This is a genomic window from Methylobacterium soli (assembly GCF_008806385.1).
GTDB classification, from domain to species: domain Bacteria; phylum Pseudomonadota; class Alphaproteobacteria; order Rhizobiales; family Beijerinckiaceae; genus Methylobacterium; species Methylobacterium soli.
This window is the reverse complement of sequence record NZ_VZZK01000011.1, coordinates 70532-84672: the sequence shown is the minus strand read 5'-3', so window position 1 is coordinate 84672 and position 14141 is coordinate 70532. Positions and strand designations below refer to the sequence as shown.

13 protein-coding genes are annotated in these 14141 nt (G+C 63.8%); 11 read left to right on the top strand and 2 right to left on the bottom strand.

Translation table 11 applies throughout. The features are described 5' to 3' along the window. Positions 1-13 precede the first annotated feature (13 nt). Positions 14-958 (top strand): tRNA (adenosine(37)-N6)-dimethylallyltransferase MiaA, encoded by a 945-nt coding sequence (miaA, locus tag F6X53_RS12820; RefSeq protein WP_151000415.1) that lies wholly within the window; start codon positions 14-16, stop codon positions 956-958. Here miaA and F6X53_RS12815 read toward each other — a convergent pair. Continuing rightward, positions 936-1802 (bottom strand): NAD(P)-dependent oxidoreductase, encoded by an 867-nt coding sequence (locus F6X53_RS12815; RefSeq protein ID WP_151000414.1) that lies wholly within the window; start codon positions 1800-1802, stop codon positions 936-938. The genes miaA and F6X53_RS12815 overlap by 23 nt on opposite strands. A 215-nt stretch (positions 1803-2017) precedes the next feature. Here F6X53_RS12815 and F6X53_RS12810 point away from each other — a divergent pair, with 215 nt between their 5' ends. From F6X53_RS12810 to F6X53_RS12790, 5 genes are all read left to right on the top strand, one after another. After that, positions 2018-4075 (top strand): carbon starvation CstA family protein, encoded by a 2058-nt coding sequence (locus F6X53_RS12810; RefSeq protein ID WP_151000507.1) that lies wholly within the window; start codon positions 2018-2020, stop codon positions 4073-4075. A 5-nt stretch (positions 4076-4080) separates the two neighbouring features. Beyond that, the gene (locus F6X53_RS12805) at positions 4081-4305 is read left to right on the top strand and encodes a YbdD/YjiX family protein (RefSeq protein ID WP_151000413.1); all 225 of its coding nucleotides are present in this window, start codon (positions 4081-4083) and stop codon (positions 4303-4305) included. 122 nt (positions 4306-4427) lie between these two features. Further along, positions 4428-4625, top strand: a complete 198-nt coding sequence (locus F6X53_RS12800; RefSeq protein WP_151000412.1) for a DUF3606 domain-containing protein — start codon at positions 4428-4430, stop codon at positions 4623-4625. 58 nt (positions 4626-4683) lie between these two features. Beyond that, on the top strand, positions 4684-5118 hold the full coding sequence (locus F6X53_RS12795; RefSeq protein ID WP_151000411.1) for a tellurite resistance TerB family protein: 435 nt from the start codon (positions 4684-4686) through the stop codon (positions 5116-5118). A 184-nt stretch (positions 5119-5302) separates the two neighbouring features. Further along, positions 5303-8530 carry an efflux RND transporter permease subunit gene (locus F6X53_RS12790; RefSeq protein WP_151000410.1) on the top strand — a complete coding sequence of 1076 codons (3228 nt, stop codon included), beginning with the start codon at positions 5303-5305 and terminating at the stop codon, positions 8528-8530. Positions 8531-8544: 14 nt separating this feature from the next. Here the strand turns inward: F6X53_RS12790 and F6X53_RS12785 are convergent, their stop codons facing one another. After that, a complete protein-coding gene (locus F6X53_RS12785; protein ID WP_151000409.1) occupies positions 8545-9243 on the bottom strand; it encodes an HAD family hydrolase in 699 nt (232 codons plus the stop codon). A gap of 237 nt (positions 9244-9480) precedes the next feature. Here F6X53_RS12785 and F6X53_RS12780 point away from each other — a divergent pair, with 237 nt between their 5' ends. The 5 genes from F6X53_RS12780 (at position 9481) to gor (ending at position 14123) form a co-directional block, all read left to right on the top strand. Next, positions 9481-9936 (top strand): hypothetical protein, encoded by a 456-nt coding sequence (locus F6X53_RS12780; RefSeq protein WP_151000408.1) that lies wholly within the window; start codon positions 9481-9483, stop codon positions 9934-9936. Positions 9937-10078: 142 nt separating this feature from the next. Next, positions 10079-10789, top strand: a complete 711-nt coding sequence (rpiA, locus tag F6X53_RS12775) for a ribose-5-phosphate isomerase RpiA (RefSeq protein ID WP_151000407.1) — start codon at positions 10079-10081, stop codon at positions 10787-10789. Between the two features lie 134 nt (positions 10790-10923). Next, complete coding sequence (locus F6X53_RS12770) at positions 10924-11478, top strand: DUF2059 domain-containing protein (protein ID WP_151000406.1); 555 nt, start codon at positions 10924-10926, stop codon at positions 11476-11478. 96 nt (positions 11479-11574) lie between these two features. Further along, entirely contained in the window at positions 11575-12726 is a 1152-nt protein-coding gene (locus F6X53_RS12765; RefSeq protein ID WP_151000506.1) for an O-antigen ligase family protein, read from the top strand. Next, entirely contained in the window at positions 12723-14123 is a 1401-nt protein-coding gene (gor, locus tag F6X53_RS12760; protein WP_151000405.1) for a glutathione-disulfide reductase, read from the top strand. Before F6X53_RS12765 ends, gor begins: the two co-directional genes overlap by 4 nt. Positions 14124-14141 lie beyond the last annotated feature (18 nt).

Sequence of the window (14141 nt, the reverse complement as noted above, 5' to 3'; positions counted from 1 at the left end):
GAGCTTTCCGCCGTTGCCGCTGTCCGATCCGAGGGCCGCCTGCGGCCCGGTGGCCATTCTCATTGCAGGACCCACCGCCTCCGGCAAGTCAGGTCTGGCGACAGCCCTGGCGCGCCGTCACGATGGTGTCGTCATCAATACGGATTCGATGCAGGTCTACGCCGACTTGCGGCGATTGACGGCTCGTCCAAGCGCGGAAGCCGAACGCACCGCCCCGCATCACCTCTATGGGCATGTCGACGGAGCCCTGAATTACTCCGCGGGTCACTTCGCGCGCGACGTCGAGGCGCTGCTTCCAGGGCTCGAGGGGCTTTTACCGATCTTTGTCGGCGGAACCGGCCTCTACTTCCGAGCCCTCGAGGACGGCCTATCGGAGATGCCCTCCGTGCCGGACGCGATTCGAAGCGAGTTACGATCCTGGGCGAAGCCGCTGACGACTGAGGCACTGCACAGCGCACTTTCCCGCCGCGATCCGCAGGGGGCGACCGCTCTTCGGGTGACCGACCGAGCCCGCATCATGCGCGCTCTCGAAGTGCATGCTGCGACCGGTCGACCGATCTCGGAGTTTCACGGCACCCGCACGCCCGGTCCGCTCGCGGGCTACACTTTGCAGAAAGTCTTTCTCGCGCCCGCCCGTGAACTTCTCCGGCAGCGCATCGATCTGCGTTTTCATCAGATGATTGCCGAGGGCGCAATCGAGGAGGTTGAGCGGTTGCGCGACAGACGCCTCGACACCCTATTGCCCATCATGCGCGCACACGGGGTCCCGGGGCTGATCGCGCATCTCGATGGCGCGATCAGCCTCGATGAGGCGATTGTCCGTGGGCAGAGTGACACGCGCCGCTATGCCAAGCGCCAATTCACCTGGTTCCGTCACCAGATGGGTTCGGATTGGCAATGGGTCACGCCTGAGGCGGCAGCGATTGAAGCGGGCGTCAGCGTTCCAGCCGAGCAATGAGACTGGATGTGTCCCACCGGTTGCCACCGATCGCCTGAACATCGGCGTAGAATTGCTCGACGATCGCCGTGATGGGCAACGATGCGCCATTGCGGCGCCCCTCATCAAGTAGAATTCCAAGATCCTTGCGCATCCAGTCCACAGCAAACCCGAAATCGAATTTACTGGCATTCATCGTGCGACCACGATTTTCCATCTGCCATGAGCCGGCAGCTCCCTTGGAAATCACGTCGAGGACTGCCTCGACATCGAGTCCGGCGCGTTTTGCGAAATGCACACCTTCCGACAGAGCCTGAACGAGTCCGGCGATACAGATCTGGTTGACCATTTTTGTGAGCTGGCCCGAGCCCGCCGGGCCCATAAGGCGGCAGGCACGCGCATAGGAGCCGATCGCGGCCTCGACCTTCGCGTAAGTTGCAGCATCACCACCGCACATCACGGTCAGGACCCCGTTCTCCGCACCGGCCTGACCACCCGACACAGGAGCGTCGATGAACCCAAACCCGTGATGGTCGGCAGCCGCTGCCAACTCCCGGGCAACCGCGGCGGAGGCGGTCGTGTGATCGACGAAGACCGCGCCTCGCTGCATGCCCGCGAAGGCACCGTCGTCACCGAGCACGACACTGCGCAGATCCTCATCGTTGCCCACGCAAGCGAACACAATCTCGGCATCGCGCGCCGCATCTCGCGGCGTCACGGCATGCTGACCGGCATTGGCCTTGACCCATGCCTCGGCCTTTGCTCCCGTGCGATTGTAGACCGTGACTTGATAGCCCTTGGCCGCGAGATGTCCCGCCATCGGACTACCCATTACCCCGAGGCCCAGGAACGCGACCTTCGCCATTTCTCGTCTCCCATCCTTCATTCGAGGGAGCGGTCTAGGTTGGTGTGCCTGGGCCGTCAAACAGGTGGGCCGCTTGAACGAGGTTGCGGCGATGGGCGACACACCTCCGTCGGATGTATGCCGCATCCGCAGGAACCGTATTCTCTCCTGATCAAATCTTTGCCAAAAGAGCCGCAGACCGCCGGCTCCAAGAACCGGCCACGGAGTGGACGTCCATGGACACGATTCAGAAACATGGGCCTTGGGCCCTGGTCGGAGCGCTCGGCGCCGCCGCATTGGCCATCGTTGCGACGGAGAGGGGAGAAGCCGTCAACGCACTCTGGATCGTGGTGGCCGCGGTCTGCGTCTACCTGATCGCGTATCGGTACTACTCGCTATTCATCGCCGAGAAGGTGATGCGCCTTGATCCGGCGCGCCCCACGCCGGCGGTCCGTCACAACGACGGCTTAGACTATGTGCCCACGAACAAAAGCGTTCTCTTCGGCCACCATTTTGCGGCCATCGCGGGGGCAGGGCCCCTGGTGGGCCCGGTGCTCGCTGCACAGATGGGCTATCTCCCAGGGTTGCTTTGGATCCTCGCCGGCGTCGTCTTCGCCGGTGCCGTGCAGGATTTCATCGTGCTGTTCGTCTCGATGCGCCGCGACGGACGCTCGTTGGGTGAGCTGATCCGCGCCGAGCTTGGCACGATCCCCGGCATCATCGCGTTGGTCGGGACCTTCCTGATCATGATCATCCTGCTCGCGGTTCTGGCCCTTATCGTGGTGAAGGCTCTGACGGGCAGCCCGTGGGGTACCTTCACGGTGATGGCAACGATCCCGATCGCGCTGCTGATGGGCGTCTACTCGCGCTACATCAGGCCCGGGAAGATCGGCGAGGTCTCGATCATCGGCTTCGTCCTCCTCATGCTCGCCATCGTTTATGGCGGCAGCGTCGCCGATCACCCGGTCTGGGGGCCCGCCTTCACCTTCACGGGCACACAGCTCTGCTGGATGCTGATCGGCTACGGGTTCATCGCCTCGATCCTCCCCGTCTGGCTGCTCCTCGCACCGCGCGATTACCTCTCGACCTTCCTGAAGATCGGGACGATCATCGGCCTCGCGCTCGGCATCGCGGTCGTGGCTCCCCACATGCAGATGCCCGCCGTCACGAAATTCGTGGACGGGACCGGTCCAGTTTGGTCGGGCCAGCTCTTTCCCTTCCTCTTCATCACCATCGCCTGCGGGGCTGTGTCAGGCTTCCACGCGCTGATCTCGTCCGGCACGACTCCGAAGCTGATCGCGAGCGAGGCCGATGCCCGCTTCATCGGCTACGGCGGAATGCTCATGGAGAGCTTCGTCGCCGTCATGGCCCTGGTCTCCGCCTGCGTGATCGACCCTGGCGTCTACTTCACGATGAACTCTCCGGCGGCCCTGGTGGGTACCACGCCGGAGACCGCGGCGGCTGCCGTGACCAAGCTCGGCTTCACGGTGACACCGGAGACGATCTCCGAAGCTGCCAAGGATGTTGGTGAGACAACCATCATCTCCCGCGCCGGCGGTGCCCCGACGCTTGCTGTCGGCATGGCACATATCATCTCAAGCGCCATCGGCGGAAAGGCGATGATGGCGTTCTGGTACCACTTCGCCATCCTCTTCGAAGCGCTGTTCATCCTCACGGCCGTGGATGCCGGTACCCGTGCCTGCCGCTTCATGATCCAGGATCTGATCGGCCTCGCGGTACCATCCTTCAAGAAGACCACGGCCTGGGTTCCGAGCATCCTCGCCACGGCTCTCTGCGTCACCGCTTGGGGCTACTTCCTCTATCAGGGTGTCACCGACCCGCTCGGTGGTATCAACACCTTGTGGCCACTCTTCGGCATCTCAAACCAGATGCTCGCCGCCGTCGCCCTGACGCTCTGCACCGTGGTGATCTTCAAGATGAAGCGCGAGCGCTACGCGTTCGTGACGATCTTGCCGACGCTGTGGCTCTGCATTTGCACGTTGACTGCTGGCTGGCAGAAGATCTTTTCCGCCGATCCGAGAATTGGCTTCCTCTCCCATGCTGACCGGTACGGTACGGCATTGGCAGAAGGTAAGATCCTGGCACCGGCCAAGACGATCGATCAGATGAGCCAGATCGTATTCAACGACCGCGTCGATGCGGTCCTGGCCGGTCTCTTTATCGGGCTTGTCGTGGCCATTGCGGCCTTTGGCATCCTGTCCGCCATCCGTGCATTCAGGGCCGATCGCTGGACGGCACTCGAGACGGACGCCGCGGCCGTGCCGGCGGAGTGAAGGCAGTGGGCGCGTCGTCGCAGGATCTTCGCGAGCGTTGGAAGACCTTCTCGAAATGCGTCTGCGACGGCGCACGCCTGATGGTGGGGCAGGGCGATTACCAAGTTTATGCGGCACATATCCGCAAGACCCACCCCGATCAGGAACCGATGACGGAACGCGAGTTCTTCCGCAACCGGGAGAATGCGCGCTTCGGTGTAGGAAACCGCAATGGCTTTCGCTGCTGCTGACGCGTAAGCTCTCGCGGAAATACGGCGTTGAGTGGCATCCTCTCTCGGCTTCAAACGTTCCCGATCTAAGCCCATCAGAGCAGATTTCCGCTCTCTGTGAGGCAAATGTTCGAGGTTTACCGATGGCGAATGAGGAAACCACCACTCCGGAACCGAAGGTCGTGAACGTGGCGGAGCCATGGGAGCGTGCATACTGGGCTCGGCGCTTCATGGTGCCGGTTGAGCAAGTCCAGGCAGCGGTCGAGGCGGTCGGCACCGATCCAGCGATCGTTGCGGCGCATCTCGAACGGGATTGGCCAGGGCACGAGCCGATCGTTTGAGGACAGAGCTTGACTTTGCGGACCGAAATCTCGCCACTCAGCGCAGCGGGAGGCCGGAATGAGCATCTTCCAGAACGCGATCCTACGGTTTGGTCGGACGATCATGTCGTACGCCGGCGATGCGGTCTTTCTTGAGGCGGCGGTCTCGGCGGCCGCAAACGTGACGCTTGCCGATGGCGAAATCGACGAGGAGGAGATCGAGTCGGCTATCACGGGCATGCGAGCGAACCCGATCCTCGAGAAATCGTATGATACGCTCCGGATCGAGCAAGCACTCTATGAGGGCATCGCGCGGGCAAAGACCCGTGCAGGCCGAATCGAAAACATTCGGCTTGTCGAGGCGATCGTGGATCGCCCGTTGACGCAACGCCAGGACGTGTTCCTGATCGCGGCGGATGTGGCGGACTTCGGCGGTATCAGCGAAATCGAGCACAAGGTGCTCGATGAGATTGCGCGTGCCTTGAAGGTCGATAAGGCTGCGCTTCTGGAGTGACCCCGCTCCGATGCGCTGTCCGCCATGAGAAGCGGCAGGAAACCGGTATCGGCGCTAAGATCTGCGACCACACATCGCTCTCCGGAACGGCGGATTGACACGGTAGCGAAACAATTGGCGCGTTCGGTGCGACGCTGGATAACGGAGCCGGGAGAGCCCCGGCTACCAGCATCCCGGAGACGCCATGGGCCTCGTTCAGTATGCGCTGAAGTATCGGATCACGATCTACGTGCTCGCCGTCCTGATGATGCTCGGCGGCACGGCAGCTGTCATCGTAGCACCGAAGGACGTACTGCCGACGGTCGACATTCCGGTGGTCGTGGTTGTCTGGACCTATAACGGATTATCGGCTCCCGAGATGGAGCGCCGGATCACGACCTACAGTGAGTTCGGAATCTCGAACAACGTCAATAATATTTCCCGAATGGAATCGACGAGCCTCCAGGGCACGTCGGTGATGAAGATCTATTTTGATCAGAGCGTCAGCATCGATCTTGCCATTGCGCAAGTTGTCTCGTCGACTAATTCCATACGAGCGACCATGCCGCCTGGTGTCCAACCGCCCATTATTCTTCGTTTCTCGGCCTCCTCGGTTCCCGTCATCCAGCTTTCCCTCGCTTCAACCAAGGATAGCCTGACTAAAGTCTACGACTACGCGCAGTACCGCATCCGCCAACGTCTGGTGCAGGTCCCAGGTTCGACGCTGCCGTCGCCGTTCGGAGGCGCCCCGCGCCAGATCATGGTCGATCTCGATCTGCACGCCCTGCAGGCGCTCGGATTGACCCCCCTTGATGTGACAAACGCCATGACGGCTCAGAACCTTACGGTTCCGTCAGGGTTGGCGAAAATCGGGGAGCAGCAATACCCCATTCGTCTCAATGCGACGCCGGAAGCAATCGAATCGCTGAATGAGATCCCGATCAAGGTCGTCGCCGGACAGCCTGTGCTCGTTCGCGATGTTGCCTATGTCCGGGACGGCGGACCGCCTCAGGTCAATATCGTGCGCGCCGACGGCCTCGACTCGGTGCTCATGCGCGTCTTCAAGAATGGCACCGCTTCGACGCTCGATGTGGTCAACAATGTCAGAAAAGCGCTGCCCGACATCCGTGCTGCCGCTCCTGACGGAATGACCTTGAAGCCGCTGTTCGACCAGTCCGTCTTTGTCTCGTCCGCGATCGAGGGCGTCATCCACGAGGCCATCATCGCTGCGGCCTTGACGGGCCTGACGATCCTACTGTTCCTCGGCTCGTGGCGTTCGACGATCGTCGTCCTGATCTCGATCCCGCTCTCAATCCTCACATCCTTGTCAGTGCTTGCTGCACTCGGGGAAACCATCAACGTGATGACACTCGGCGGCCTTGCTCTCGCTGTCGGAATTCTCGTGGACGACGCGACTGTGGCGATCGAGAACACCTACCGATTGTTCGAAGAGGGAGAGCCGTTTCGCAAATCCGTCGTTGAGGGTGCAGCTGGAATTGCCAAGCCCGCATTGATTTCGACGTTGTCTATCTGCGCAGCCTTTGTATCAGTGTTCGCCCTCACCGACACGCCAAAATATCTTTTCACGCCGCAAGCTCTAGCGGTCGTTTTCGCGATGCTGACCTCATATGTTCTTTCGCGGACGCTCGTACCTGTCCTCATCGATGTATTGGTTGCGCGTGAGTATGCCGCGCATCATGATCCCGAAGCAGAGAAAGCGGAGCTTGGTCGCCGCACCAGTCCTTTGGCCACGGCCAAAAGACTCATGTTTTCGCCTGCACGCCGATTCCGCAACGCCTTCGAGGCAGGCTTTGCACGTTTCCACCGTAGCTATCTTGGGTTGCTGCATGTTGTCATAAGGCGCCGCTTCGCGACGTTGTCGTTTGTCGCCGTAATCTTCATAGGCAGCACTGCGCTCTTAACATTAGTCGGCCAAGATTATTTTCCGCAGGTCGCTTCGAGCCAGATGACCCTTCATCTCCGCACCCGGCCCGGAATGCGAATCGAGACAGCGCAGCAAATCTTTGCGGAGGTCGAAAGGACCGTTCGTGAGGTTATCCCGGAGAGAGAAGTTGACCAAATTCTCAACAATATCGGGCTGCCATCAAATAATTATAATTTTGCTTTTTCTGACGGCTCTTTCGTGGCCTATAATGATGGGCAGATGCTGATTAATCTCAAGAATGGTCATAGCTCGGTGGCCACCTACACGAAGCAACTGCGCGAAATATTGAGGGAACGCTTTCCTGATCTCGTGATCTATTTCCAACCATCCGATATTATTACGCAGATTTTGAATTTTGGCACACTTGCTCAGATCGATGTGCAAGTATCCGGCCGCAACCGCGACAAGGATCTCGCTGTTGCTCAGAATATTGTTCGGCGCCTTCGGGAAAGTGGTGGTGCGGTCGACGTCCACCTTCATCAGATTGTCGGAACGCCTCAATTCTTCGTGGATGTCGACCGACGGCTCGCATCCGAATTGGGGCTTACGCAACAACAGGTGGCGCAGGGACTGAACGTGTCATTGTCTGGATCATTCCAAGTAACACCAAATTTCTGGACGGACCCTAAAACCGGAATTCCTTACCAGCTATGGGTCCAGACTCCAGAGTACCGGAACGCATCACTGACTGCATTGCAGAACACGCCACTCCTCGTTCAAGGTGCATCAGATCAACCGGGTGTGTTGACATTGCTATCCAGCGTATCAAGCATCCGGCGTGAGAGCGCGCAGACGGTGATATCCCACGTTAACACGACACCGACTTTCAATATTTATGCTGCAGTACAAGATTCGGATCTTGGGTCGGTCGCACGTGAGATTCGCGGCATCATCGCGGACGAACAGAAGGCTTTATCTGCCCCTGACACCATCACGATCCGCGGGCAAATCGAGAATATGGACTCCGCATTTTTTCGTCTTGGCGTCGGATTGAGCATTGCGCTGATCGCTGTGTATCTCCTGATGGCTGTAAATTACCAGAGTTGGGGCGATCCATTCGTGGTGCTGGCTGCCCTCCCGCTGGCCTTCTGCGGAATCATAGCCAGCCTGTTCGTAACCGGAACGACGTTCTCGATCCCGTCACTGTTCGGCGCAATCATGTCGGTGGGAATTGCCTCGGCCAACTCAATCCTGCTCGTCACGTTCGCGAAAGAGCATCGAGAGTCGACGGGATGCAGCGCTGTTGAGGCGGCCTTGCTCGCAGGAGAAACTCGCCTGCGACCGGTCCTCATGACGGCTGGCGCGATGTTTCTCGGCCTGATCCCAATGGCGCTCGGCACTGGGGAGGGCGGCGAGCAGAATGCGGCCCTGGCGCGCGCCGTCATGGGCGGTATCGCATTCGGAACGCCATCGACCCTTCTGTTTGTACCGTTTCTCTATACGGTTCTACGCCGAGGAGAGGTGAAGCCCCTCGAAGATTACGCTTGAGGACCACCGAGGGCTCAAGAGGCCACCCGGGCGCGCTCGTGCGGCACGAGAATGTCGACGGCGCTGACGAGGTCGTCGAAATGAGAGATGACGCGATCTGGATCGAGCTGCTCGATGGGCGTGTCGGTATAACCGAACGTCACCCCGATGACTGGGATTCCTGCAGCCTTCGCAGCATCCACGTCGGCGCGGGAATCGCCGACCATGACTGCCCGTGACGGATCGCCCTTGGCGCGTTCGATCGTGAGCGTGATGTGGCGCGGATCGGGCTTGAAATAGGGAAACGTCGCTCGTCCGCAGATTGCCGCGAATCGGCCGGCGATGGCGAGCTTCTCGAGTAGAGCGACCGCGTGAGCTTCATGCTTATTCGTGCAAACTGCTAGTATGAATCCGCTTTCTTCAAGCTTGTCGAGTGCCGGAAGCAAACCTTCGTAGAGATAAGTATGGTCGCACAGGTGCTGCCCGTAATATTCGAGGAAATCGCCAAAAAGTTGCTCCGATCGGGCCGCCGAAAGCGGTGCACCTGCTGCGGAAAAACCACGCTGGATCAGCGCTTTGGCGCCCGCTCCAATCAGATCGCGAGCTTCCTCCAGCTGCAAGGATGGCATTTGCTCACGACGCAGGAGCACGTTCAAAGTTCCGATAAGATCCCCGGCGGTCTCTGCAAGTGTTCCGTCCAGGTCGAAGACGGCGATTGGCGGAAGTTTCGGCATAGTTTTCCTTTAAAAATTCGTCGGCGTTACACATTCGGAGGGTCAAGCCGGCTCTGTGGCGGAGATCGGCTCGAATCCGGCAACTCACATGCACCACATCGCGCGAAACAGCGACGCGGTGCCTTTGAGCCTGCCAATCGACCGATTCTCGGCTGCACCTGCGATCAAGCTCCTATATGACGCAGGCTCGCACGAGATCACGCTGCCAAGATGTCACCCTCGCACTTGAGACCTTACATGCGAACTGCGTTTTTCATCGCTGCCGGAATTGCCGCGATGCCTTCGGCGATCGCGGCTTCCTACGAGTTTGTGCCGGCGCCTCAGGTGGATTTGAATCGGGTTTATCGCGTGGACAAGGCAACGGGGGAAGTGACCTCCTGCCAGTATGGGTTGCGCGAGGGCGGGGGCATCGGCCTGACCCTCTGCTTCGGCGCGGGGGAGGGGGCGGGCGCCCAGACCCCGTCCGAATACGGGCTCGTCGCCTCGCGCCATACACGTGAGGCGGGTGTGTTCCGGGTGAATTTCCGGACCGGCGAAATGAGCATCTGCTACGTTCAGGTGAAGGAGGAGGTTGTAGTCTGCACGCCGCAGGCCAACCCCGCCACGGCCGGAACCGGGGATGCGCCCGCCACCGGCGCGGCCCCCGGGCGGGCGGGGCCGAGCGCCACGCCCCCGCAGGGGGGGCGCCCCTGAGCCGCCCGCATCGGCGCCCCGCCTTCCACCGGGGCGCGGAGCCGTGCTAGGGCGACGGCGCACCATCCCTGAGGATCCGGGCCGCCGTCGTCATGTCCGTCGCCACCTCTCATGCCGTTCACGCCCGTCCCGGAGCCTGCCGATGAGCGGACCCGATCTGCGCCGCGCCGCCGCCGCGCGGGCGCTGGACCTCGTCACGCCCGGGATGCGCCTCGGCATCGGGACCGGGTCCACGGCCAACGCCTTCATCGAATTGCTCGGCGAGCGGGTCCGGGCCGGCCTTGAGATCGTCGGCGTCCCGACCTCCGAGGCGACGCACGCGGCCGCCACCCGCGCCGGGATCCGGCTCGCGACCCTCGATGAGGTGCCGGAACTCGACCTGACCATCGACGGCGCGGACGAGGTCGATGCGGGGCTTCGGCTGATCAAGGGCGGCGGCGCCGCGCTCCTGCGGGAGAAGATCGTCGCCTTCGCGAGCCGGCGCATGGTGGTGATCGCCGATGCGGCCAAGCACGTGGAGACGCTCGGCGCCTTCCCGTTGCCGATCGAGGTGAACGCCTTCGGCCTGCGCGCGACGCAACGGGCCGTCGAGGCCGCGATCACGATTTCCGGTTGTGCAGGCCCCCTGACCCTGCGCCGCACGGCGGCGGGCGCGCCGCTCACAACGGACGGCGGTCATCACATCCTGGACGCGCAACTGGGCCGGATCCCGGACCCTGAGGCGCTGTCCCGCGCGCTCTGGTCGGTGCCCGGCGTCGTGGAGCACGGCCTGTTCCTGGGGCTTGCATCCGCGGCGATCCTGGCTGCAGATCGCGGCGGCACGGCCGAGGTCACCGTGCTCGGCAGCCTCTGATGGCAGGCCATCCGGCGGGCGCCGCCGGCGCCTCCGCCCCCGGATCACCGAATTTTCCCCATGCCGGTGCGCAGGGTTTCGCGCCACCGCGCCGTCCCCGCTTCCTCGAACAACGTTGTCCGGAGCACGCCGCCATGTCCCGCCGCCTCACCGCCGCCGTCCTGGCCGGTCTTCTCGTCGCGCTGCCGCAGGTCGTCGCCGCGCAGACCAAGCCCCCCGCGCAGAAGCCGGCGCCCAAGGCCGCCGCAGCCGCGCCGGTCGCGCCCGCGATCACCCCGAGCCATCTCGCGCTGGCGCGCGAGGTGATGCTGAATTCCGGCATCGCCCGCTCGTTCGATTCTATCATCCCGGCCTTCGGCGAGCAGATCCGCCAGCAGGCGCTGACGCGGCCCGAAATGACCAAGGATCTCAACGAGGTCCTGGTTGCCCTTGAGCCCGAGATGGAGTTGCAGAAGCAGCGCATGATCGACACCGCCGCGCGCATCTACGCGGTGAAGATGAGCGAGGCCGAGCTTCAGGAGATCGCCACCTTCTTCCGCTCGCCCGCGGGCAAGCGCTATGTCGAGACGCAGCCGCAGGTTCTCGACGAGATGGTGCAGGCGATGCAGACCTGGACGCAGGACGTCTCGGAATACGTGATGGTGCGGGTCCGGGCCGAGATGGGCAAGCGCGGCCACCAGATGCAGTGACGGGCGCAGCACGCAACCGCAGGTCGCCGCTCCGTGACACTGTCAGGCCGCTTCGCGGCAGCCGGCGCGACGGTGCTGGCCCTCGTGCCTTTCGTCATGGCCCTGGCAAACCGGTCGAGTCCGCTCCTCGTCGGGCTCGCGGCTCTGCTGTTTCTGGCGGCCGCCCTCGCGGAGGATCGGGCGGAAGCCCGCCTGCTGCTGCTGTCGCCGTTGCGCAAGCCGCTGGGGCTTACGGCCCTCGCCTTCCTCGCCTGGTGCTGCGTCTCCTTCGCCTGGACGCCGTTCCCGGAGGCCTCCGCCCGCAGCGCCCGCGAGTTCCTGCCGACGCTCGTCGCCGCCTACATCCTGGCGCGTCTCGCGCCGGGTCGCCTCCCGGCCTTCGCCGCGCCCCTCGCGGCCGCCTCCTTGGTGGCCGCCTCTCTCCTCATCATCGTGGGTCTCTCGACCGGGCTGCCGGTGCAGAGGGCCCTGGGACAGCGGGTCGCCGAGTTCGTCTTCAACCGCCCGGCCCTGACGAACCTTCTCATCGCCGGGCCCCTCGCCCTCGTGCTGATCGGGCGGGGGCGGCGGCTCCTCGCCGCGATCACCCTGGCACTCGCGGCGGCCGGCATCCTCCGCTCGGTGAGTGGCGCCGCCGCCATGGGGCTCCTCGCCGGTGCCGCGATGTTCGGCTTCAGCCGGCTTCTCCCCGCGCGCTGGGGCATCGGCCTCGCCGGGCTCGGGCTCGGGCTCGCCGTGGCGCTCGCCCCGATCGAGGGCGATCTCCTGCGGCAGGTCATGCCCGAGGCGGCGCATGAGCGGCTGGTTCAATCCTCGTCGCGGGCGCGGGTCGCCATCGCGCGCAGCTTCGGGGCGGCGGTCGCGGCCGATCCCTGGCGGGGGGCCGGCTACGGCGTCTCCGCGCGCTTCGCGGAGGCGCCGGCGGCGGCTGAGGTCGAGCCCGAGCTGCGGGCCATGCTGGCGGTCGGGCATCCGCACAACAGCTTTTTGCAAGTCTGGGTAGAACTTGGCATCGTCGGCGCGGTTCTCGCAGGACTGGTCCTGATGCTGATGCTGCGCGCCTTGGTTGCGTTGCCGCCGGGTCCGCGCGCGACGGCACTCGCGCTGGTTGCGGCCGCCGCCGCCGTGGCCTTCGTCGAGCACGGGGCTTGGCAGGCGTGGTGGACGGCCGGGCTCGGGGTCGCCATCTCCTGGCTGCGGCAGGGTCTCCTCCCGCGCAACGTGTATTCTGAACGGAACAATTCATGAACGATTCGCACGATAACCGACCCTTCGACGTCGACCTGTTCGTCATCGGCGGCGGGTCGGGCGGCGTGCGGGCCGCCCGGATCGCGGCGGGCTACGGGGCGCGGGTGAAGCTTGCCGAGGAGTACCGGGTCGGGGGCACCTGCGTGATCCGCGGCTGCGTGCCGAAGAAGCTGATGGTCTATGCCGGGCGTTTCGCCGACGAGTTCGCGGATGCGGCGGGTTTCGGCTGGAGCGTCGCGGAGCCCCGGTTCGACTGGTCGGTGCTCAAGGCCCGCCGCGACGCCGAGGTGGCCCGGCTGGAGGGCATCTACGACATCAACCTGATGCGGTCCGGCGTCGAGATCGTGCCCCAGCGGGCGGTGATCGAGGATGCCCACACGGTGCGCGTCCTCGGCACGGGCGAGCGGGTCCGCGCCCGCGTCATCCTGATCGCGGTCGGCGCCTCGCCGGTGAAGGAGCCGGTGATTCCGGGCGCGGAGCTCGCCATCACGTCGAACGAGGTGTTCGAGCTCGAAACCCGGCCCGAGCGCATCCTGGTGGTCGGCGGCGGCTATATCGCGGTGGAGTTCGCGGGCGTCTTCGCGGCGCTCGGCAGCCAAACGACCCTGCTGCATCGGGGAGACCGGCTGCTGCGCGGCTTCGACGACGAGGTGCGGGACGCCCTCGGCACGGCCTATGCGGAGCGGATGGACCTTCGGCTCGGCCGCACCGTGCAGAGCCTGGAGCGGCGCGCGGGCGCGATCGCGGCGCGGCTCGACGACGGCTCCGAGATCGTGGCCGATCAGGTCCTGGTGGCGACGGGCCGGCGCCCGAACGTGGCGGGGCTCGGCCTCGACCGGGTCGGCATCGAGACGGATCAGGTCGGGGCGATCCCGGTCGACGCCTATTCGCGCACGACGGTGGCGTCGATCTACGCGGTCGGCGACGTCACGAACCGGGCGAACCTCACCCCCATCGCGATTCGGGAGGGCCATGCCTTCGCCGACACGGTGTTCGGCAACACGCCGTCCTGCGTCGACCACCGCCTGATTCCGACCGCGGTGTTCTCGACGCCCGAGATCGGCGTCGTCGGCCATAACGAGGACGTGGCCCGGGCGATCTTCGGCCGGATCGAGGTCTACAAGGCTAGCTTCCGCCCGATGAAGGCGACGCTGTCGGGGCGCCAGGAGCGCGTCCTCATGAAGGTCATCGTCGATTGCGCGAGCGACAAGGTGGTCGGCGTGCACATCGTCGGGCACGATGCCGGCGAGATCATCCAGGCGGTGGGCATCGCCGTGACGATGGGCGCGACGAAGGCGGATTTCGACCGGACCATCGCGGTCCACCCGACCGCGAGCGAGGAACTCGTCACCATGCGGGTGCCGGCGGTGACGAAGCACCCGGTCGCGGTGGGCTGAGCCGGGGCGGCGGAGAGC